The 20952-nt window shown below is 70.0% G+C and carries 16 protein-coding genes; 5 read left to right on the top strand and 11 right to left on the bottom strand.

The annotated features are described in order from the left end of the window. The first annotated feature begins 6 nt into the window (after positions 1 to 6). The 4 genes from ACIQCS_RS11005 to ACIQCS_RS11020 all read left to right on the top strand — a co-directional run bounded on the left by ACIQCS_RS11005 (position 7) and on the right by ACIQCS_RS11020 (position 6431). Positions 7 to 1536: a DHA2 family efflux MFS transporter permease subunit gene (locus ACIQCS_RS11005; RefSeq protein ID WP_345850051.1), complete on the top strand. Its 1530-nt coding sequence runs from the start codon at positions 7 to 9 to the stop codon at positions 1534 to 1536. Positions 1537 to 1730: 194 nt separating this feature from the next. Beyond that, positions 1731 to 2063, top strand: coding sequence for a hypothetical protein (locus tag ACIQCS_RS11010; protein WP_345850052.1), 333 nt, complete (start codon positions 1731 to 1733; stop codon positions 2061 to 2063). Between the two features lie 54 nt (positions 2064 to 2117). Next, complete coding sequence (locus tag ACIQCS_RS11015; RefSeq protein ID WP_345850053.1) at positions 2118 to 3245, top strand: efflux RND transporter periplasmic adaptor subunit; 1128 nt, start codon at positions 2118 to 2120, stop codon at positions 3243 to 3245. Positions 3246 to 3248: 3 nt separating this feature from the next. Next, positions 3249 to 6431, top strand: coding sequence for a CusA/CzcA family heavy metal efflux RND transporter (locus ACIQCS_RS11020; RefSeq protein ID WP_345850054.1), 3183 nt, complete (start codon positions 3249 to 3251; stop codon positions 6429 to 6431). Positions 6432 to 6496: 65 nt separating this feature from the next. Here ACIQCS_RS11020 and ACIQCS_RS11025 read toward each other — a convergent pair whose 3' ends face one another. Genes ACIQCS_RS11025 through ACIQCS_RS11065 form a run of 9 tightly spaced genes read right to left on the bottom strand, consistent with a single transcriptional unit; the run spans position 6497 to position 14608 of the window. Then, positions 6497 to 6898 (bottom strand): TrbC/VirB2 family protein, encoded by a 402-nt coding sequence (locus ACIQCS_RS11025; RefSeq protein ID WP_345850055.1) that lies wholly within the window; start codon positions 6896 to 6898, stop codon positions 6497 to 6499. Then, the gene (gene virB11 / locus ACIQCS_RS11030; protein ID WP_345850056.1) at positions 6895 to 7890 is read right to left on the bottom strand and encodes a P-type DNA transfer ATPase VirB11; all 996 of its coding nucleotides are present in this window, start codon (positions 7888 to 7890) and stop codon (positions 6895 to 6897) included. Before virB11 ends, ACIQCS_RS11025 begins: the two co-directional genes overlap by 4 nt. Continuing rightward, on the bottom strand, positions 7887 to 8993 hold the full coding sequence (locus ACIQCS_RS11035) for a TrbI/VirB10 family protein (RefSeq protein ID WP_345850057.1): 1107 nt from the start codon (positions 8991 to 8993) through the stop codon (positions 7887 to 7889). Before ACIQCS_RS11035 ends, virB11 begins: the two co-directional genes overlap by 4 nt. After that, a complete protein-coding gene (locus tag ACIQCS_RS11040) occupies positions 8990 to 9685 on the bottom strand; it encodes a TrbG/VirB9 family P-type conjugative transfer protein (RefSeq protein ID WP_345850058.1) in 696 nt (231 codons plus the stop codon). The genes ACIQCS_RS11035 and ACIQCS_RS11040 overlap by 4 nt, the downstream gene beginning before the upstream one ends. After that, positions 9682 to 10476: a VirB8/TrbF family protein gene (locus ACIQCS_RS11045; RefSeq protein WP_345850059.1), complete on the bottom strand. Its 795-nt coding sequence runs from the start codon at positions 10474 to 10476 to the stop codon at positions 9682 to 9684. Before ACIQCS_RS11045 ends, ACIQCS_RS11040 begins: the two co-directional genes overlap by 4 nt. Beyond that, positions 10473 to 11705 (bottom strand): type IV secretion system protein, encoded by a 1233-nt coding sequence (locus ACIQCS_RS11050; RefSeq protein WP_345850060.1) that lies wholly within the window; start codon positions 11703 to 11705, stop codon positions 10473 to 10475. The genes ACIQCS_RS11045 and ACIQCS_RS11050 overlap by 4 nt, the downstream gene beginning before the upstream one ends. After that, positions 11702 to 14056 carry a VirB4 family type IV secretion/conjugal transfer ATPase gene (locus ACIQCS_RS11055; RefSeq protein ID WP_345850061.1) on the bottom strand — a complete coding sequence of 785 codons (2355 nt, stop codon included), beginning with the start codon at positions 14054 to 14056 and terminating at the stop codon, positions 11702 to 11704. The genes ACIQCS_RS11050 and ACIQCS_RS11055 overlap by 4 nt, the downstream gene beginning before the upstream one ends. Next, a complete protein-coding gene (locus ACIQCS_RS11060) occupies positions 14035 to 14319 on the bottom strand; it encodes a type IV secretion system protein VirB3 (protein ID WP_345850062.1) in 285 nt (94 codons plus the stop codon). Before ACIQCS_RS11060 ends, ACIQCS_RS11055 begins: the two co-directional genes overlap by 22 nt. Position 14320: 1 nt before the next feature. Beyond that, positions 14321 to 14608 carry a TrbC/VirB2 family protein gene (locus ACIQCS_RS11065; RefSeq protein WP_401530874.1) on the bottom strand — a complete coding sequence of 96 codons (288 nt, stop codon included), beginning with the start codon at positions 14606 to 14608 and terminating at the stop codon, positions 14321 to 14323. Positions 14609 to 14986: 378 nt separating this feature from the next. On the opposite strand from ACIQCS_RS11065, the gene ACIQCS_RS11070 reads away from it, so the two are divergent. Next, entirely contained in the window at positions 14987 to 16432 is a 1446-nt protein-coding gene (locus tag ACIQCS_RS11070) for an MFS transporter (protein WP_401530832.1), read from the top strand. Between the two features lie 835 nt (positions 16433 to 17267). Here the strand turns inward: ACIQCS_RS11070 and ACIQCS_RS11075 are convergent. Then, positions 17268 to 18425 carry a YdcF family protein gene (locus ACIQCS_RS11075; protein ID WP_345850064.1) on the bottom strand — a complete coding sequence of 386 codons (1158 nt, stop codon included), beginning with the start codon at positions 18423 to 18425 and terminating at the stop codon, positions 17268 to 17270. Continuing rightward, a complete protein-coding gene (locus ACIQCS_RS11080; protein WP_345850065.1) occupies positions 18425 to 20926 on the bottom strand; it encodes a TonB-dependent receptor domain-containing protein in 2502 nt (833 codons plus the stop codon). The genes ACIQCS_RS11075 and ACIQCS_RS11080 overlap by 1 nt, the downstream gene beginning before the upstream one ends. Positions 20927 to 20952 lie beyond the last annotated feature (26 nt).

Genomic DNA, 20952 nt, shown 5'->3' on the forward strand with positions numbered 1-20952 from the left:
GCTGCGATGAACGGCAAGACCGAGACGGCGGCGCCCCTGACCGGGCTGCCGCTGATCCTCGCGGGCGTGGTGCTCGCGCTGACCAACTTCATGGTGGTGCTGGACACCACCATCGCCAACGTCTCGGTCCCGCACATCTCGGGCAGCCTCGGCATCTCGGGCAGCCAGGGGACGTGGATCATCACCTCCTATGCCGTGGCGGAGGCCGTGTGCGTGCCGCTGACCGGCTGGCTCGCCGGGCGTTTCGGCACGGTGCGCACCTTCACTTTCGGGATGATCGGCTTCGGCGTCTTCTCGGTGCTGTGCGGCCTGTCGACCTCGCTCGGCATGCTCGTCGCCTGCCGCATCGGCCAGGGGCTGTGCGGCGGCCCGCTGATGCCGCTGTCGCAGACGCTGCTGATGCGCATCTTCAAGCCCGAGCAGCGCGCCCAGGCGATGGGCGTCTGGTCGATGACCACCGTCGTCGCGCCGATCCTGGGGCCGATCCTGGGCGGCACGATCTCGGACAGCTGGTCGTGGCACTGGATCTTCTTCATCAACATCCCCGTCGCCGCCCTGTGCGCGTTCGGCGGCATGCGGCTGCTCTCCAAGGTCGAGACGCCGACGAGCAAGCTGCGCGTCGACCGGGTCGGGCTGATGCTGATGCTGCTGTGGATCGGCGCATTGCAGATCATGCTCGATCTCGGCCGCGAGCATGACTGGTTCAACGACCGCACGATCGTGATGCTCGGCGTGACTGCGCTGATCGGCTTCATGGTCTTCCTTGCCTGGGAAGGCACCGAGGACCAGCCGATCGTCGACCTGCGCGTGTTCCGGCACCGGGGCTTCACCGTGGCGGTGCTGTCGCTGGCCCTGGCCTTCGGGACCTTCTTCTCCTCGGCGGTGATCATCCCGCAATGGCTGCAGACCAGCATGGGCTACACCGCCACTTATGCCGGCTATGCCACGGCCTTCACCGGCGTGGCGGCGGTGATCATGTCGCCGATCGTCGCCAAGCTGACGAGCAAGGTGGATCCGCGGGCGCTGGTGTGCTTCGGCATCCTCTGGCTCGGCTTCACCTCGCTGCTGCGGGTCCATTGGAACAGCCAGGCCGATTTCTGGAGCCTGGCCTTCCCGCAGATGCTCCAGGGCATCGGCATGCCGTTCTTCTTCATTCCGCTGACCACGCTGGCGCTGGGTTCGGTGCGGCCGGAGGAAACGGCGTCGGCGGCGGGCGTGATGGCGTTCCTGCGAACGATGGCGGGCGCGATCGGCACGTCGGTCTCGACCACCGCCTGGGACGACAGCGCGCGCGTCGCCCGCAGCGAGATCGCCTCGCGGCTGAACAGCGACGGCACTGTCGACGCGATGGCGGCGCAGGGCTTCTCGCTCGACCAGGCGCGGCTCGCGATCGCGCAGCTGGTCGACAAGGAAGCGTTCGCGCTGGCGACGAGCCACATCTTCCTGATCTCCGCCTTCGTCTTCGTCGGCGCGGCGATGATCATCTGGCTGACGCCGCGCCCGCAACGGGCAGTGGGGGCGGGCGCGGCGCATTAGGCGCAAGATCCAGTCAGCAAGCCCCGGCATCATCCAATCGGCAAACCCGTCATCCCCGCCTGCGCGGGGATGACGGAAGAGAACAAGGGATGACGGAGGAGAGCGCGGGAATGACGGTGCTTGCCGCATGAGTCCCCAACCAGGCCCGTCATCGGGCGCTTACACATGCCCGCGGATGTGATAGGGACGCCGTGATGCGCCTGTTGCTGCCCTTCATTGCCTGTCTGATGCTGGTGATCACCAGCCTGACGACGGTCGCGCACGCGACCGAGGCGCCGGAGCGGCACCTCACCACGATCGAGATCGAGGGCTGGCACGCGCCCGGCGACGCCGATGAAGTGCCGGCCGATCCCGACAAGAACTATCCGCATCACCATGCGACCTGCCACGGGCATGACCTTGCCGCGCCGGTGAAGGCGCCGGCGGCGCCGCTTGCCCATGGCGGCACCCCCCTGGCCTGGCGCATGCCCAGCGCCGAGCTGGCCGCGCGCGTCGCCGACACGCCGCTCAGACCACCGATCGCCTGACACCGGCTTCCGCGCCCCTCGCGGCGCGTCTGTCCCTGTCAGGAGTTCAAGTTCATGTATCGAATCGCAGCGGCGCTTTGCGCCGCGATGCTCATTGCCGGTTGCGGCGCGCCCGCGCCCCAGCCGGAAAACAAGACCGCCGAGGCGCATGCCGAAGGCACCGCGCCTCTCACCGCCGAGCAGATCGCGGCGGCCAACATCACGCTGATCCGGCCCGGCCGGGGCGGCACCGGCGCGGCGATCGAGGCGCCGGCGCTGCTCGAGAGCGACCCGGACGCCACCCGGGTGGTCGCCGCGCCGCTCGAGGGGCGGGTGATCGCGCTCGTCCGCAATCTGGGCGATGCCGTCCGCCGGGGCGAGACGCTGGCGGTGATCGAGAGCCGCCAGGCCGCCGGTCTCCAGGCCGAAGTGGAAAAGGCGCGGACCCGGCTGGAGCTCGCCCGCAAGACGCTGGCGCGCGACGAGGCGCTCTATGCGCGCGGCTTCCGCCCGCTGCGCGAAGTAGAGATCTCGCGCGCCGCCGCCGAGCAGGCGGAGACCGATGTGCGGCTGGCGCGCCAGCAGGTGGCGGCCTCGGGCGTGCGCGGCGGCAGCCTCAACCGGATCGTGATCACCGCGCCGATCGCCGGCCGCGTCGTCGCGCGCAGCGCCGTGCCGGGCCAGATGTTCACCGCGGATGCAGCGGAGACGGAGCTGTTCCGGATCGCGGCGCTCGAGCGGCTGAGCGTTGTCCTGTCGATCGCGGCCGGCGATGCCGCGCGGGTGCGGCCCGGCAATCCGGTCGAGGTGGCCGCGGCGGGGCGCACCGCCATGGCGCGGGTGCGCTTCGTCGCGCCGGCGCTCGACCCGCAGACGCGCCTTGTCCGCGTGCTCGCCGATCTCGACAATCGCGGCGGCCAGTGGCGCGCGGGCGAGCCGGTGCAGGCGCGGATCGAAGTCGCCGGGGCGGGCGCCGCGCCGCTGATGGTGCCGGCCACGGCGGTACAGACAGTGGAGAACCGGCCGGTGCTGTTCGTGCGGACGCCGCAGGGCTTCCGGACCCAGCCGGTGACGCTCGGCGCGCGCGACGGCGCGATGGTCGCGATCCTCTCCGGCCTGGCGGACGGCGAGCAGGTCGCCGCCACCAACACCTTCACGCTCAAGGCCGAGCTCGGCAAGGGCGAAGCGAGCCATGAGGACTGAGCCATGATCGCCCGCATCGTCAACTGGGCGGTCGACAAGCGCTGGCTTGTCCTCCTGCTCACCGCCATCGCCGCCGTGATCGGCGCCGCCGCCCTGTACCGCCTCCCCATCGACGCGGTGCCGGACATCACCAACAACCAGGTCCAGATCAACGTGCGCGCGCCCGCGCTCTCGACCGAGCTGGTCGAGAAGCAGGTCGCCTTTCCGATCGAGACCGCGCTCGCCGGCATTCCCGGCCTTGAATATACCCGCTCGCTCAGCCGCAACGGCTTCGCCCAGGTGACGGCGGTGTTCGCCGACGCGACCGATATCTATTTCGCCCGCGCCCAGGTGAACGAGCGGCTGGCCGGCGTGCGCGAGGGCCTGCCCGACGGCGCCGATCCCGAGCTGGGGCCGATCGCCACCGGCCTGGGCGAAGTCTATATGTGGACGGTCCGGCTCGATCACCGGCCGGACGACAAGCATCAGCCCGGCGAGCCCGGGATGCAGCCCGACGGCAGCTACATCACCCCCGAAGGCGAGCGGCTGACGAGCGAGACCGACAAGGCGACCTATCTGCGCACCGCGCAGGACTGGATCGTCACGCCGCTGCTCAAGAACGTGCCGGGGCTCGCCGGCATCGATTCGATCGGCGGCTATGCCCGGCAGATCCTGGTCATTCCCGATGTGGCGAAGCTGGCGACGCTCGGCCTGACGCTCACCGATCTCGCTACGGCGATCGAGCGCAACAACACCAGCAGCGGCGGCGGCTTCGTCGACCGCAATGGCGAGGGGCTGGCGGTGCGCGCCGACGCGCTGGTCCGGGGGCCGGCCGAGCTGTCGCGCATCGTGATCGCCACGCGCGCGGGCGTGCCGATCACGCTCGATCAGGTCGCGACGGTGCGGACCGGCCAGGCGGTGCGGATGGGGTCGGCATCGGAGAACGGCACCGAAGTGGTGGTCGGCACCGCGATCATGCGGATCGGCGAGAACAGCCGCACCGTGGCGACCGCGGTGGCGGACCGCCTCAAGTCGATCAACGCCTCGCTGCCGCCCGACGTGGTGGTCCAGCCGGTGCTCGATCGCACCGCGCTGGTCAATTCGACGATCCGGACGGTGGCGCGCAATCTGAGCGAGGGCGCGCTGCTCGTCATCGTCGTGCTGTTCCTGCTGCTCGGCAATTTCCGCGCGGCGCTGATCGCGGCGGCGGTGATCCCGGTCACGATGCTGCTCACCGGCTTCGGCATGCTGCGCATGGGCGTGTCGGCCAATCTGATGAGCCTGGGCGCGCTCGATTTCGGGCTGATCGTCGATGGCGCGGTGATCATCGTCGAGAACGCGCTGCGCCGCCTCGCCGAACGCCAGCACGAAGCGGGCCGGCCGCTCGACCGGGCCGAGCGGCTGGAGACGGTTTCCGCCGCGGCGCGCGAGATGATCCGGCCCTCCGTCTACGGCCAGGCGATCATCATGCTCGTCTATGTGCCGTTGCTCACGCTGAGCGGCGTCGAGGGCAAGACCTTCGTGCCGATGGCGGTGACGGTGATCCTCGCGCTCGCCTGTGCCTTCGTCCTGTCGCTCACCTTCGTGCCCGCCGCGATCGCGATCTGGCTGTCGAAGCGGGTGGAGGAGAAGGAGGGGCGCATCCTCGGCTGGCTGCGCCGGCGCTACGAGCCGGGGCTGGACCGGGCGATGCGCCGGCCGAGCGTCACGATCGGCGCGGCGGTGGCGAGCCTGGGCGCGGCGGCGCTCGCCTTTCTGGCGCTGGGCCAGGTGTTCCTGCCGCAGCTCGACGAGGGGGACCTGCTGATCCAGGCGCTGCGCATCCCCGCCACTTCGGTTCAGCAGAGCCAGGCGATGCAGGTGCCGCTCGAACGGCTGATGGCGAAGCAGCCCGAAGTGAAGTTCGTCTTCTCCAAGACCGGCACGGCCGAGCTCGCCTCGGATCCGATGCCCCCCAACGCCACCGACATGTTCGTGATCCTGAAGCCGCGGGCCGAATGGCCCGATCCGGGGCTCGGCAAGGAAGCGCTGGTCGCGCGGATCGAGGGGCAGCTCGCGAAGCTGCCGGGCAATGCCTATGAGATCACCCAGCCGATCCAGATGCGCTTCAACGAGCTGATCGCGGGCGTGCGCGGCGACATCGCGGTGAAGGTGTTCGGCGACGACTTTTCCGCGATGAACGCCACCGCGAACCGTATCGCGGGAATCCTGCGGGCCACTCCGGGGGCGGCGGATGTGAAGGTGGAGCAGACCAGCGGCCTGCCGATGCTCGACATCCGGGTGAACCGCGACGCGATGGCCCGGCTGGGCGTCACCGCGCAGGACGTGCAGGATCTGGTCGCCGCCACGCTGGGCGGGCGCGAGGCCGGCATGATCTTCGAGGGCGACCGCCGCTTCCCGGTGGTGCTGCGGCTCTCCGAGGCGCAGCGCGCCGATTTCGATGCGCTGGCCCGGCTGCAGCTGCCTGTCGCGGGTGGCGCCTTCGTCCCGCTCGCCAGCGTCGCGGAGATCCGCGTGGTCGACGGTCCCAACCAGATCAGCCGCGAGAACGGCAAGCGGCGGGTCGTCGTCCAGGCGAATGTGCGCGGGCGCGACGTCGGCAGCGTGGTCGCCGATGCGCGCGCGGCGATCGAGCGCGAGGTGCGGCTGCCCGCCGGCAGCTATCTCCTCTGGGGCGGCCAGTTCGAGAATCTCGCCTCGGCGCGCGATCGGCTGGCGCTGGTGATCCCGGCCTGCTTCGCGCTGATCCTGTTGCTGCTCTACGGCGCGCTCGGCTCGGCGCGCGATGCGGCCATCGTCTTCACCGGCGTGCCGCTCGCGCTGGTGGGCGGCGTGCTCGCGCTGTTCCTGCGGGGCATGGACTTCTCGATCTCGGCGGCGGTGGGCTTCATCGCCCTGTCGGGCATCGCGGTCCTCAACGGGCTGGTGATGGTCTCCTCGATCCAGGACCTGGTCCGCGCCGGCGTGGCACGGGCGGAGGCGGCCAGGGCAGGCGCGATGCAGCGCCTGCGCCCGGTGGTGATGACCGCGCTGGTCGCCAGCCTCGGCTTCGTGCCGATGGCGCTCGGGCACGGCGCGGGCGCGGAAGTGCAGAAGCCGCTGGCGACGGTGGTGATCGGCGGGCTGATCTCGGCGACCTTGCTCACCCTGTTCGTGCTGCCGGCGCTCTATGCCCGGTTCGGGCAGCCGCGGCGCGACGCGGCATGAGGCGCGCGCGGGGCCGCGCGAGCGGCTCCGCGCGGTTCCCCGGCTGGCTTGGCGAGCTTCGCGGCTTATCGCTGCGGGACCGCCGCTCCGGCATAGGGGTCGTAGCTCCGCGCCGGCGTCGGCAGCGGCGTCGGCTTGGGCATGGCGGCGGCGAGCGGCGACGGCGGGGGCGCCGCACGCTCGGGAACATTGCTTCCGGATTGCAGCGATCCCAGCAGTCCGGCGGCGATCACCGGTGCGCCGAACAGCACGAAGCAGCCCGCGATGACGGTGGCGCCGCGCCGGACGGGCAGGCGGCCGCCGAGCATCAGGAAGCCGATGCTGGCCACGGCGATCAGCGCGATGCTGGTCGCGACCGTGCCGAGGGCCACGCCCTCGATCCAGCCGATCGCCGCCACGAACGGGTTCGATCCCGCGGGATCGGCCAGCGAGGGCGCGATCGCATAGGCAAGGGCGGGCACCGTCATGCGAGCAGCACCTCCGCCACGCGCCGCTGCCCGCCGGTGCGGGCGAGCTGGACATAGACGTCGACCGTGCTGCGCACATAATGGCGCACATCGTCGCGGCTGAGCTGGGTGCCGGCCTGCAGCACCAGCAGCACGATCTGCTCGATCGCGCGCTCGGCGGAATCGGCATGGACCGAAGTCATCGAGCCGGGATGCCCGGTGTTGATCGCGCGCAGGAAGGTATAGGCTTCCTCGCCGCGCAGCTCGCCCAGGATGATGCGGTCGGGGCGCATGCGGAGCGACGCGGCGAGCAGGTCGGTCGCCGTGACCCGCGCTTCGCCCAGCGCGCCGCGCACTGCCAGCAGGCCGACCAGGTTCGCGTGATGCTGGTGGAGCTCGGGCGTGTCCTCGATCAGGATCAGCCGCTCTTCGTCCGGGATCTCGCGGATCAGCGCGTTGAGGAACGTGGTCTTGCCGGTCGAGGTGCCGCCGGAGACGAGGATGTTCTTGCGGGCCTTCACGGCGGTGGCGAGCATGCCCGCGATGTCGCCCGCCTCGAGCAGTTCCGCGAGCTGCCGGTCGACCTGCGACTTGCCGGGCGCGGTGGATCGGCTGGTCGCGGCGAAGGCGCCGGCCGCGACATAGTCGTCGAGGCGGAGGTCCGGCGAGATGTGCTTGCGGATGGCGAGCGCCATGGGGCCGCGCGTGGCCGGCGGCGCCGCGACCTGCACGCGCGAGCCGTCGGGCAGGCTGGCGGAGAGCAGCGGGTGCTCGCGGCTGATCCCCTGATGCGAGAGCGCGGCGATCTGGCGGGCGAGCCGGTCGAGCGTGGCCGTATCGAGATCCGGCGCCGGATACCGCTCCACCGCGCCGCCGAGCGTCTCCGCCCAGATCTCGCCGGGGCGGTTGACATAGATGTCGGTCACGTCGGGTCGGGCCAGGACTTCGGCGAGCGGCGCGAGATAGGCCTTCAGATAGACCCGGGTGTCGTTCGCGGCGGCGGGCGCGTTCATCGGCCCTCGACGCTCGTGAAGTCCAGATCGCGCGCGACGAAGACCGAGATGCTGGTCGCGGCCTTGACCTTGAGCGTCGGCTTGATCTGGGTCGGGGTGACCGGGCGCGCGGCGCCGCCCAGGGTGCCGGGCAGGGCCACGATCACCGGGCTGTCCGCCGCGCGGGCGGCGAGGTTGACGCCGATATCGAGGGCGGACTGCAGGATCGCGCCGGCGAAGCGCTCGAAGAAATGCGAGTTGACCCTGGCGCGAATGCCGCCCTGGCCGAGCGGATCGCTGGCCGGCGAGCCGATCGCGATGGTGGCGCCGTCCGGGCGGATCAGACGGATCCAGTTGACGAGCATCCGCTTCTGGCCGGATTCGGTGTCCGTGCCATATTCGCCGATCAGCCGGCTGCCGCGCGGGATGAGCACGCGCGTGCCGTCGAAGCCGCGGATATCGCGCGAGACGAGCGCACGCGCCAGGCCCGGGCTGGTCGAATCCAGCGCGGTTTCGAGCACCGCGGGGATCAGCGTGCCCTGGGGCACCGTCGTCGCCTTGTTGGAGAGCACGCCGGCGGCGGTGCGCGCGCCGGCGACCGAATTCTTCGCGGACGGGCCGGCGGCGGCGGGCGCGGCATTGCCGTCGCCCTGTGCCTGCGGCCGCTCGGCACCGGTCGTGTCGATCACCAGCGTCGGCTCGGCGGCGACCCGGGCCGGCTGGGCCGGCGGCGGCGACGGTTGCGGCACATAGGTCGGTTGCGGGGTATAGGCCGGTGCGGGCGGCGGCAGGATCCGCGGCATGGGCGTCGGCGTGGGGCTGGGAAGCGGTGCCGGCAGGGGCGGCGGCTGCGGCGCCGGAACCGGCGGCACGTAGAGCGGCGCGATCTGCGACGGCGTCGACAGCGCATCGGCGGGGCGAGGCCGGACCGCAGGGGCGCTCAGCGAGCGGCGGCGCGCGTCCAGAACGGCAAACAGCACGAGCCCGATGCCGAGCGCGACGAGCAGCAACGTCCAGGCCGGCGGGCCGGATCGCGGCCGGGCGACCACGGGCAGCATGCCGGCCTCGGCGGCGGGGCGCGGATCGCCGCTCGGGGGCGGAGGCGGGGCGGCGGGGTCGCTCATCGCCGGTCCACTACGCGCACGGCTTCCGCGCTGCCATTGTCGATGCGGAACACCAGCCTGTCCTGAATGCTGTCGATCACTATCCGTCCGTCACGCATCATGCCGTTGATCAGCGTCTCCCTGCCGCGGCCGTTCACTGCATAGATGGCGGGAAGCGGCCGATCTTCCGGCCATTCGACATAGGTGTGGATGCCGTCGTCGTGAATCCCGCTGGGGCGAAGCTCGGGGCTGCCGCGCACCTTGTAGCGGCCGACCACCTTTTCCGGCCCCGCCGCGCCGGGCGCCTGATCGGACAGCAGCGCCGGATAGCGGAACTTGATCGACCAGGCCGTGCCCGGGCCGGCCTCGGCAAGCGCCGACAGCTCGAAATTATAGCGGCGCGCGTCAGTCACCACCAGCATGTTGGTCGAGACGCCGGTCCGGATCGGCTTGACGAACAGCCGGTCGCCGCGGCGATTGGCGGTAACCTGCCACGCGCCGCTGTCTCCCAGCGCGACATTCTCCACCCGCTCGTCCGGCGCCAGCTCGATCGTCACCTGATAGCCGGGCGCCGCCTCCAGCCACACCACCTGATCGGGGCGGTAATCGACCGACTGGATATGCGGATTGCCCGTGCCCGGTACCGGGCGGACCTGCGCGGCGGCCAGGCAGGGGGAAAGCAGCAGGAAGGCGAGGATGGCTGCCCGCGTCACAATTCCACCTCTGGCGTCGGCGCGGGCCGCGGCGGCGCCTGCGGCACCGGCGCGGCCGCGCCGGGCACGGGCGTGGGGGCGGGGGACGGCGCGGCGCTCGGCTCCGCTGCCGGCAGCGCCTCGGCATTGCGCTGATATTGCGTCACTTCGAAGCCCAGCGGATTCACGAACCGGTCCTCGAGGCTCATCGGCTCGCCCGAATAGCGATAGCGGATCACCGACACCCAGGCGCGCGGCGCCTGCACCGCGCCGTTGGCGTCGCGCTGCACCGTCTCGAACCGGACGAGCGCGGCGTTCCTGCCGATCGGCGACACGCTCTTCACTCGCGTCTCCACCAGGCTCGTGCGCGGCAGGCGCGCAAGCGGACTGTCGGGGTTCGAGACCTGCATGCCGGCGACATAGGCAGTGCGCGCCGCGCCTTCGGACCAGAGCGAGACCTTGCGATAGCTGGCCTGGAGCGAAGTCGCGTCGAAGCTCTCGCGCGCGATGACATATTGGACCAGGAACGACTGGGTGAGCGCGGCATTGGCGCTCACCTGCTGCGCGTCGAGCGGCTTCAGCGCCTGGACATAGCCGGTCTGCTTGTCGACCAGCAGCGTATAGGGCTCGACGGTCTTGAGCGGCGTGAGCGCCAGCAGCGCCGCGGCTTCCATCAGGGCGATCGTGCAGGCCACGCCGGCGACGATCCACGCCGTGCGCCGCGAGCCGCGCAGCGCCTCGCGGCCATCCTCGGCCCAGCTCCCCGCCTCGCGATAATAGGCGTCCAGCGCCTCGCGCGCCTCGTTCTTCATGGCTGACGGTCCCGTCGTGTTGCGCTGGCCGAGACCCGGTTGCGGGTCCGGCGATGAGTCTGGCCGAGCGGGGTCGGCGCGGACGCGGGCGTGTCGCGCAGGCCGGCGGCGGCGCCCGGGACGCGCGAGGCTCCGGCGGCGGCGCCCGCGAGCACCGCTTCCTGGCGCTGGATGCGCGCGACGGCTTCCGCCACCGCGGCGGCGCGCGACTGGTGCTCGGCCGGCGGCTGCCGTGCCGGGAGCGGCACGGAAGATTGCGTCCGTTCGGTATTGGTGGAGACCGTGGCGACCCGCTCGGCAAGGCGGCGCCAGAGCGTGCCGAGCCGGAAAGCGATGGCGATGCGCGCCGCCATGCCCAGGCCCGCCACCATCGCCAGCCCGAAGGCGAGCGCCGTGACGAGCAGCTCGCTGGTCGCGCCGCCGATCGGCAAGCCGGCCTGCCGGCGGGAGAGCAGGGTCGCGAGCCAGGGTTCGAGCAGCGCCAGCTCGACGCCGAGCAGGACCGTCACCGCCACCGCGCCGAGGATCGCGGCCACCAGCCCGCGCACCCAGCCCTCGAACAGGCTGCGGGTGCCCTCGAACAGCAGCAGCGCGATGAAGAGCGGCCCCAGCGCGAGCAGCAGGCCGGCAACCAGCCGCACCGAGGCATAGGCGGCGATCGTCGCGGTGAGGAAAGTGACCCGCGCGGTGCCGAGCGCGAATGGGCCGACGATGCTGGCCGGTTCCGGATTCGCCTCGGTGGTGGTGACCGGCTGGCCATTGGCGTCGGTTCGCGTCCGGGTAGCGGCGCTGTTCGGGCCGGTTCCCAGCGCGTTGAGCGCGATCAGGGCATCGTCCACCTGTTGCAGCCGCTCGACCAGCCCGCCCGTCGCCCCCGGTATTCCCGCAGGCGCGCCGGCACTCGCGGCGAGTTCGGCCGGGCCGTGCATCGTCACGTCATAGGCGAGGGTGCGATAGGCGCCCCAGCTCGTGGCGAGCGCCAGCACGATGCCGATCTTCACCAGCGCGAGGACGCCTTCCCGGACATTGGGCGTGTCGCCGAACAGCAGGCGATAGCCGTAGAACGCCACGAACAGCGTGACGAGCCCGGTGAGCAGCAGCGAGAGCGGCGAGCCCGGCGCCGCCGCCGCCTCATAGCCCGCGGCGCCGATCGTCTGCGCCTGGCAGTCGACAAAGGTCAGGACGCTCCGCAGATAGGCGCCGTCCGCGATGCCGGAGCAGGTGTTCATGCCACCTCCAGCAGGCGGGGCAGCCATTGTGCCGGATCCTCGCCATGCTCGGCGCGGATCTGGTCGAGCAGGCGCACCGTGCGCTCGCGGCCGGAGAGGATGGTGAGCAGCTCGCGCTCGCCGCCAAGGTTGAGCCGCGCGACAACGCTCTCGTTGCCATGCTTGATCAGGAAGCAATGCGCATTGTCGGGCAGGGTGCGGACCAGCTCATATTCGTGCGCGGTGAGCCCGAAGCCCTCCATATAGTCGCTGGCGCGCGCCTTGGGGTTGGCCATGAATATCTGCGTCGCCGCCTGCTCGATGATCGCGCTCGCGATGCGGCTCTCCAACGCATCCTGCGCGCTCTGGGTCGCGAAGCCGACGATGCCGTTGCGCTTGCGGATCGTCTTTTCCCAGTCCTTGATCCGGCGGACGAACACGTCGTCGTCGAGCGCCTTCCAGCCTTCGTCGACCACGATGATCGCCGGCGTGCCGTCCAGCCGTTCCTCCACGCGGTGGAAAAGATACATCATGGCGGGCGTGCGGACTGCCGGATCGTCGAGGATCTGGGTCATGTCGAAGCCGACCGTCTGGGCGGTCAGGTCGGTCCGGTCCTCGGCATTGTCGAACAGCCAGGCCCGTTCGCCGTCGCCCCACCAGGCGCGCAGCCGCGCCCACAGGTCGGCGCCGTGCGGGCGGTGGCTGCCCCGGAACAGCTCGACCAGGTGGCGCAGCCGGCGCTGCTCGCGCGGCTGGCCGAAATTGGCGTCGATCGCGTCCTTGATCTGGGCAAGCTCGTCGATGTCCGCGCCGCCGGCCAGCAGCGCCACCCAGTCGATCAGGAACTGCCGGTTGGCCGGATCGTCCGCCATCTGCAGCGGATTGAGGCCCGAGGGTGCACCGGGGCGCAGCAGGTCGTAGCGCCCGCCGATCGCGCGCAGGAAGGGCTCCGCGCCGCGATCCTTGTCGAAGAAGATGATGCGCGGTTCGAACTTGCGGCTCTGCGCGAGCAGGAAGTTGAGCACCACCGTCTTGCCCGAGCCCGAGGGGCCGATCACGGTGAAGTTGCCGAGATCGCCATGGTGGAAATTGAAGTGATAGGGGCCTGCGGCGGTGGTCTCGAGCAGAGTCACCGCGTCGCCCCAATGGTTTCCCGCCGCCTTGCCCTGGGGCAGGTTATGGCCGTTGGCGAAGCCGGCGAAATTGGCGGTGGAGATCAGGCCCCGCCGGGCGATATACTTGAAGTTCCCGGGAAACTGGGCCCAGAAGGCGGGTTCGAGCGCGATCTCCTCGCGCACCGCGATGATGCCGAGATCGGCCAGCGTCGCCTGCACCTCGGCCACGCCCCGATCGACTTCCGCCAGCGTCTGCCCGCGGATCGCGATCGTCATGTGGTGCTCGCCAAAGCCGGCGCGCCCCGCGGCGACGTCGTCCTTGGCGCTGGACAGGTCGGCGCGCAGGCTGACCGCCTCGTCCTCGGCCGAGCGCATCCGCCGGAGCGCCAGGTTCATCCGCGACAGCGCCGCCTGCCGCTCGACGAAGCCGAAGCTCTGCGCGATCGTGATCTCGAAGGGCAGGCGAAGCAGCTCGTCGAGCATGCCCGGCGCCGATTGGCCCGGATAGTCCTTGATCGAGACGATCGCCGCGAAGGTGCGCGGACTGGGGCCGGCGGCGCCGAGCTCGATCGCCTCCTGGCCGAAGCTGATCCGGCGATACGGCAGATAGGCGCCGGCATCCTGCATCGGCAGCAGCACGGGCCGAACCTCGCCATTGTAGAGCGAGGAGAGGAATTCGAGCGGTTCCGAGCAATTGCCCTGCGGCGTTGCGTAGACCGAGAGCAGCCGCGGCTCGTAGCTGCCGAGCGCAGCGGTCAATGCCTCGCGGGCGGTGTCGAGCGCGCGCAGATCATGCGCGCTGTTGGCCGCCGCCGGGCTGCCGCGCAGGCGATCGAGCAGGCCCATCCGGCCCTGGAGCGGGCGGCGGATCAGGGTGAGGAACAGGTCGTTGGTATAGAGCCGGCGCTCCGCCAGCCGCGCGCGCCAGGCCGCGTCGAGCCGGGCCGAGAAGGCATCGGGGAACGCCGCTTCGAGCTCGGGCTCGATCGCGCGGCGCACCACATGATAATAGACGGCGAAGCGCGAGGAACCGATCGACTGCAGCATCGCGTCGCGCAACCGCTTGCGATAGTTCAGCTCCTCGGTGTCGGCCGTCTCGAAGAGCAGGCCGCGCAGATGGACGACCTGGAGCAGCATGCCGTCGCGCGTCTCGACAGTGTGATCGTCGACGTGGCGCGCATAGGGCAGATGCCGTCCGGCGGGTGCTTCGCGCGCGACGACCTTGGGATCGCGCGTCAGGGCCGGTAGGAGTTGCATTGCCAGATCTTGTGGTTGCGGACGCGCGGGCAGCGGCTCATCCGCGCCAGCCACAGATCGAAGAAGCGCGGCTCACGCAGGCAGGCAAGGACGCCGATCAGGTGCACGGCGAGCGCCGCGACCAGCGCCCAGGCCGATTTGAAGATCAGGAACAGCTCGGTCGCCACGATCGCATTTGCGACGAAATAGCTATAGGTGACGCCCGCAAACATCTGCGGGCGAGTGAGGGCCACGAACAGCGGGTCACGCTCCAGTCCGTTCATGCTATTGTCCCAGCTGGGCGCTCGCCTGGATGCCCGCGACGATGCTCGCGGCGCCGAACAGGATGAAGCAGCCGAGAATGACGGTGGCGCCATAGCGCCAGTTGATCCGGCCGGTAAGCATCATCAGCCCGACCGCGGCAACCGCGATCACCGCCACGACGGTCGCCACCGTGCCGAGCAGGGTGCCCTCGATCCAATGCACCGCGCCGACGATCACGCCCGAACCCGCGGGGTCGGAACCCAGGTCCTGGGCAAGGGCCGCCATCGGAAGGGCCGTGACCCCAGCCAATCCGATGCGCAGCGACCGGAACGCGAATGACTTGACCAGCAAAGATCCACCCCCTTGATTCGAGGTGCAATACTGACGTTAGGAACGATACTTGCCAATGGGCTGATGGACAAATTCGATGGCTCCGCGCGTGGCGGTTCCTCCATCGGGAACTTTGCGGATACCGTGGCGGAACCAGGCCGTGCGGAAATATCTAGGCGCTTTCATCGAAAGCTGCATGCGTTCGTCCATCCGCGGACGAAGCCCGCCGGCATTTCGGTGCTGTCGCCAATCTGAAATGATCGGGCCGTACGGGCGACGACAGGTGCAGCATCGGGCTCGCCGCCACCTCGCATAGGAAAGACGTCGCCGATCGCGAACATTGCCACAGAGAGACGGATGCTCGCCTATTCGTCCGGCAATTTCGGCAAGGCCCTGGTGTTCGGGGGTGCGGATCTGACGATCCTGTTCCTGCTGACCGACGTGCTGGGCCTGAACGGTGCCCGGGCGGCGGGGCTGATGCTGTTCGCGGTGCTGGGCGATCTGGTGTTCGATCTGCTCGCCGCCCGGCTCGTCCTCCATTGGCGGGCGGCGGGGCGGGGCTATCGCTGGACCCTTGCCCTGGCCGCGCTGCCTTGCGGGGCGGCCTTCGGGCTGATCTACGCAATGCCGGCGCTGGGCCTGCACCGCGCCTGGATGCTGGCGGCGGCGATCCTGGTTTTCCGCGGCGCCTATGCGGTGGTCGACGTGCCGCACAATGCGCTGATGGCGCAGGTCAGCCGCGACAGCCGGGCGCGCGGGCGCGTCTCGGGCTACCGGCTGTTCTTCAGCACCGCGAGCGCATTGGTCATCGCCACAATGCTCACACCGCTGGTGCAGCAAGCGGGACGGACTGGGCATTTCGGCGCGCTGGCGTTCACCGGGATCGGTGCGGGCCTGGCCTTTGCGCTGACCATGCTGCTGTGCGCCTGGGCCTCGGGCGGGCGTGGCGAAAGCGGCACGGCATCCGCGTTGCGCGGCGATCGCGTCGCCGTTCCGCTGCGCGACCCGATGGTGTTGGCGATGGGCGCGCTGGCCCTGCTCACCGGCTTCGCCATGCCGTGTTTCGGCCGGATGCTGATGTATCTGGGAACCTATGTCGTCGATCGACCGCGTGCGGTCCCGTTGCTGCTTGCCGCGTTGACGGCGGGGCAGTTCGGCGGCGTGCTCGCCTGGACCGCGCTCACGCACCGCTTCAGCAAGAGCCGCCTGCTCGCTGCGGGGCATGCGGTGAGCGCGTTGGGCCTGCTCTGCTTCGCCCTGTGCATCGCGTGGCCGGCGGGGCAGGTGGCGGGCGCGGCGCTGATCGGCTTCGGCTTTGCGAGCGTGTTCATGCTGCCCTGGGGCCTGCTTGCCGACGCGATCGACGTCGTCGAATGGCGGCATGGCCGGCGGTTCGAGACGGGGCTGTTCGCCTTTTACCTCGTCCTGGTGAAGGCCAGCGGCGCCGCGTCGACAGCCATGATCGGCTGGGTGCTGAACGCGCTCGGCTACGTCTCCGGCGCCGTCCAGCCAACCGAGGTGCGCCTCGGCATGCTCGGCCTCGGCCTGGGCGTGCCGCTTGCCGGCGCGCTGCTGGCGATGCTGCTGCTCGGGCGCTTCACGCTCGACCATGGCCGCCATGCGCGGCTGCTGCGCGCGCTGGGGCGGCGTCAGGCCGGGGCGGAGCCCGTCTCCGGATTGAACCGGGGGTTGGAGGAATCGATCGGCGAGGGCACCACCTTGGCAGGCGGCACTGCACTTTCCGCCCAGGCACGGCAGAGCATGTCGCGCAGCATCGCCGCGCCCGCGGCGGTGCGCTCGTAGACCAGGGCGCGGACGTCCCTGTCGGCCGTATTGCCGAAGCCGTCGCGCTTCTCGAGCTTGTAGACCGTCTCCATCCGATCGCCGGACTGATCGAGAAAGGCGAGCACCGCGTCGAACATGTCGCCATGGAGATGCGCCGGCGCGCCGATTCGGGGCATGATGTCCGCGGCGGTGAGCCCGATGCCGTCGACGAAGCGGCTCTCGAACCGCCCATGGATGCTGCGATCGCGAGTATAGCCGTTCGGATTGGGGCCCAGCCAGCCGTCCGAGTGCACCGAGTCATGCAGCGGCTGCGAGCCGTCGCCGATATAATGGCCGAGCCGGATCGCCTGGAACGCGCAATGCTGCTCGGGAACCGATGCGTCGCCGCCGCTCGCCTGCGCCGCGCGGATCGCGCGCATGCAGACGATCAGCCGCTCATAGGCTTCCATCGCCGAATAGGGCAGCGTGCCGGTCCAGCGGACGTTCGTGCGTGCGGCGGCGGCCGGATCGCTCTGCTTGACCGTCTCGTAGTGTTTGTAGAGCGCGAGGATGAATTCGTAGCGCGATCGCGGGATCGGTTTCAGGAAGCCGAACTGCTCGCGGAACCAGCCATGGTTCGGGTCTTCCTCGATCTTCGAGAAGCCTTCCGAATCCCCGCGCCAGCCGTCCGGCAGCGCGGCGGAGGCCGAGATATAGTCGACATGGCGGCGCAGGAAGACCGGGCCGCCATCGGGTATCGCCTGGATCGCCGCACGATCGATCACCGCATGCGCCGTGCCGCCCCAGGCATGGGCGGCGGCGGGGCACAGCAGGAGGACGGCGGCCAGGGCGATGCGGCGCATGACGGTTCCTTTCAGGGATCGAGGGGATCGCGCGGGTCGACGCGCTCGGACGCCGGGGACGGGCGGAACACCAGTTCGGTAGGCGATATCCGGCGCACGACCTTGCCCGGCTGATAGCCGAGCTCGGCGGCGTTGCGCTCGGTGAACTTCGCGCTTTCGATATAGGCGCTCTGCAGCGGGTTGCAGACGATCACCGCCTCCGCCTCCACCGGCGCGCCCAGGCGCGCGAGCAGCCGGCTGGCGTTGCGCAGGTTGGTGGTGGTGTGGCGGGCATAGGGCTCGATGAGGATCGCTTCCGGGGGGACGCCGTAGCGGTCGATCAGCGCCTTGCGCATCTCGTCGGCCTCGGTGAAGGGCGTCGCGCGCGGATGCGCCCGGCCGCCGGTGACCAGGATGAAGGCGATATCGCCCTGCGCGAAACGGCGTGCGGCGAGGCGCAGGTGATATTTGCCGAACGGGCTGAGCGGCTCGCCCTCGATCTCGGGCCCGACGCCCGTGACGATCATCGCACTATAGCGATAACGGTGCCAGTCGAGCGTCTTCGCCCGCGCCATCGCCGCGGCGTTGGCGCCGCCGGTCAGCGGTTCATGGCCGATCGCATCGGTGCGGTCGCTCATGTCGAGCAGCGCGAGCGCATAGTCGATGCTGGGATCGAGCCGTTGTGCCGATCCGGCGCGGGGCGTCTCGGCGATCCAGTCGGCGGCCTGGAGGCGTGCCCGATGATCCTGGGGCGAGACGGTGCCGGGGCCATCGATCGCGGTGGCGGGGATCGCCCCCAGCGCATAGGTCCGCACGATCATGTTGATGCCCCCGATCTCGCGATCCACCTGTGCGGCGGGGCCATCGTCCGCGGCGGGAAGGCCTTGCGCCTGCGCAACGGCGCGACGCACCGCATCCGCTTCGCGATCGCTCCAGAGCAGCGCCTGCGCGCGACAGACGAGATCGGTGCCACATGCGGCGCGGCGCTCCTGCCGCACCCGCAGCACGCTCTCCATGCCGGGCGCCCTGGCGATCCGCTCGAGCGCCGCCGGATCGTGCCCGGCTGCATCGAGCAACGGGAAGAGCCGGGCGGACAGCGCCGCCATCACCCCGTCGTCCACCGCCCCGGCCGAAGCCGGGGCGGCGAGCACCGTCACCGCGAGCGCGGCGGCGGAGAGCATGGCGCGCATCACCAGCTGCGGCTGACGATGAGGCGGAAGTTCCGGCCGAACAACGGGCGGCCATAGATCGCCTGGCTGGTGCCCTGGCCGGCGAACTGGTCGGTACGCGTGTTGCCCTCGGTCAGGCCATGGGCGTTGAACAGATTGTCGCCGACCACCTGGAAGCGCCACGCCCCCCAATCGAGCGACGCGCCAGCGCCGATCGTCTGGTAGCCCGGCATCGCCGTGCGGTTGAACAGGTCGACATAGCGCCGGCCGACCCATTCGAAGCGCCCGAAGATCGAGAGTTTCTGTTCGCCCAGGTCGAAGTCGAAACTCGGCCGCAGATTGCCGAAGAACTTCGCCTCACGGATGATCTGCTTGCCGTTCACCGCACTCGGATCGGCGCCCGAATTGTTCTGGAGATTGGCATATTTCGGGTTCTGCCAGGTCACGGACCCGTCGAGCGAGAACCAGCGGACCGGCGCGATCCGGCCGTCTACTTCGACGCCCTTGACCGAGGCCTCGCCGATGAACGGCAGCGTCTGGTCGTTGCGGCCGGTCAGCGGGTTGAACGCCGCGAACGAGGCGTTGAACGGGTTGAACTTGGTGTAGAAGCCGGTCGCATAGAGATAGTTCGGGCCGAAGCTCGCCTTCAGGCCGACTTCATATTGGCGCGCCTTGGTCTTGACGATGGTCGCGTTGATGCCGGTCACCACACCCATCTGCGGCGGCACTTCCAGGTTCGAGATGCGGCCATAGGCGCCGAGATGGCCGTCCAGGTCGTAGCTGACGCCGACGGTCCAGTTGGTCGCCTTGGGGCTGAGGCGCTGGTCGAGCACCTGACCGGTGAAGGCGCGGGTGGTGTCGTCGGCCAGCGTGGTCGCGTCGCCGAGATTGGCCTGCGTGGTCGGCAGGGCGATGCCCCTGTAGCCGTAGCGCTCGGTGCGGATGCCGGCATCGACGCGCAGGCCGCGGGTGATGTCCCAGGTGTCGTTTGCGTAGAAGGCGATCATCTGGGCATCGCCTTTGCCCTTGTTGAGCGTGGTGGTGTAGCGCAGCACGCCGTTCTGGGTGACCGAGCCCAGCACCGCGCCGGTCGACGAATAGGCAAGCAGGTCGAGCGTGCGCGGCTGGCTGCGCACTTCGATCAGCATGTCCTCATAGGCCTGGAGCAACGTGTTGCCGTAGAACGCGCCGTACAGGCCGACGCGCACGTCATGGGTGCCGATGCCGGTCTCGAACTTGCGAGTGACGCTCAGGTCGCCCTGCACCGAGTAGAAGTCCGATTCCGAGGCGCGATACTGGCCGGACATGACCAGGCCCGAGGCAGTCGAGGGATCGTAGACCGACGCGCCGTTGGTGCCGGCGAACGCATAGCCGAGCCGGGCCACGTTCGGCCCGAAGGCAGTACGCGCGGCGGCCAGGTAGCCGGCGGCGAAGCTGGTCGCGTCCGCCGGGTTGGTGGTCGAATAGAACGCATCGAAGCTCGACTTGCCCTTGGTCCCGCCGACCTTGGCGGAGACCTGCCAGCCGCTGAAATCGGCCTCGTAATCGACCGCCGCGTTGAAGAAGCGCATGTGGCGGCCGCTGGAGAGGTCGCGCTGCATGCTCTGCAGCGTTCCGGCGCCGTCGCGATACTTGATGTTGACGTTGCGCAGCGACGGCGAGTTCATCGTGCCGGTGAAATAGTCGATATAGGGATTGAGCGAGACGGCCGGGTTGCGCGGATCGTTGGTCGGGATCGGCAGATAGAAGACGTTGTGGTCGTTCACATATTCGGCGGAGATCTTGACGTACCCGTTGGTCAGCTGGCGCTTGAGATTGGCCCGGATCTGGCCGCCCTTGTCGCTGGGGAAGCCGGCATAGCGATAGCCGTCATGCTGGCGCAGGAAGCCGCCGATCGCGAAATAGGTGTTGTCGCTGATCGGGCCGGACTGCATCGCGTCGAGCCGGTAGAGGCCGGTATCGCCCAGCGTGACCTGTGCCTTGCCGCGCGCCTGCGGGCCGCCCGACACGGTGATGTTGTTGGCGATCGCCGCCGCGCTGCTGGCATAGATCGGCGCCGGGCCGCCGCGCACGATCTCGACCCGCTCGGTCATCAGGTCGTAGCGGTTCATGCCTTCGCCGGAGTTGAAGAAGACGCCGTCGATCTCGTGGTAGAGCGGCAGGCCGTCCTGCTGGAAGATCAGATAGCCGCGATCGGTCGGGATGCCGCGCACGCGGGTGATGTTCTGCACCTCGCCGCCGGTCGCCTCGACCTGGATGCCGGGGACGGTGCCGAGCAGGTCGGCAAAGCTCTTCGGCGCGATCTTCTGGACGTCCGCCTGGCTGAGCGAGTTGATCGCATAGGAGACGTCGAAGCGGCGCTGCGCGCGCGCCGAGCCGGTGACGATGATGTCCGCGCCCGCATCGTCAGCGGCCGGCGCCGGGGCGGCGGCCGGCGCGTCGGCGGTCTGCGCGAAGGCCGGCGCGGACAGCATGCCGAGCGCGAGCACCGCGCAGCCGGCGGCGAGATTGTGCTTCTTCATCGGATCGTTCCCCCGAGATTCTTGTG

Source organism: Sphingomonas sp. NPDC092440 (assembly GCF_044754985.1).
Classification (GTDB): domain Bacteria; phylum Pseudomonadota; class Alphaproteobacteria; order Sphingomonadales; family Sphingomonadaceae; genus Sphingomonas.

Coding starts and splice junctions, on each gene's coding strand:
- ACIQCS_RS11075 (WP_345850064.1), bottom strand. CDS start 18,425: ATGCGCGCCATGCTCTCCGCCGCCGCGCTCGCGGTGACGGTGCTCGCC.
- ACIQCS_RS11050 (WP_345850060.1), bottom strand. CDS start 11,705: ATGAACACCTGCTCCGGCATCGCGGACGGCGCCTATCTGCGGAGCGTC.
- ACIQCS_RS11060 (WP_345850062.1), bottom strand. CDS start 14,319: ATGAACGGACTGGAGCGTGACCCGCTGTTCGTGGCCCTCACTCGCCCG.
- ACIQCS_RS11005 (WP_345850051.1), top strand. CDS start 7: ATGAACGGCAAGACCGAGACGGCGGCGCCCCTGACCGGGCTGCCGCTG.
- ACIQCS_RS11020 (WP_345850054.1), top strand. CDS start 3,249: ATGATCGCCCGCATCGTCAACTGGGCGGTCGACAAGCGCTGGCTTGTC.
- ACIQCS_RS11035 (WP_345850057.1), bottom strand. CDS start 8,993: ATGAGCGACCCCGCCGCCCCGCCTCCGCCCCCGAGCGGCGATCCGCGC.
- ACIQCS_RS11080 (WP_345850065.1), bottom strand. CDS start 20,926: ATGAAGAAGCACAATCTCGCCGCCGGCTGCGCGGTGCTCGCGCTCGGC.
- ACIQCS_RS11070 (WP_401530832.1), top strand. CDS start 14,987: ATGCTCGCCTATTCGTCCGGCAATTTCGGCAAGGCCCTGGTGTTCGGG.
- virB11 (WP_345850056.1), bottom strand. CDS start 7,890: ATGAACGCGCCCGCCGCCGCGAACGACACCCGGGTCTATCTGAAGGCC.
- ACIQCS_RS11025 (WP_345850055.1), bottom strand. CDS start 6,898: ATGACGGTGCCCGCCCTTGCCTATGCGATCGCGCCCTCGCTGGCCGAT.
- ACIQCS_RS11015 (WP_345850053.1), top strand. CDS start 2,118: ATGTATCGAATCGCAGCGGCGCTTTGCGCCGCGATGCTCATTGCCGGT.
- ACIQCS_RS11055 (WP_345850061.1), bottom strand. CDS start 14,056: ATGCAACTCCTACCGGCCCTGACGCGCGATCCCAAGGTCGTCGCGCGC.
- ACIQCS_RS11045 (WP_345850059.1), bottom strand. CDS start 10,476: ATGAAGAACGAGGCGCGCGAGGCGCTGGACGCCTATTATCGCGAGGCG.
- ACIQCS_RS11010 (WP_345850052.1), top strand. CDS start 1,731: ATGCGCCTGTTGCTGCCCTTCATTGCCTGTCTGATGCTGGTGATCACC.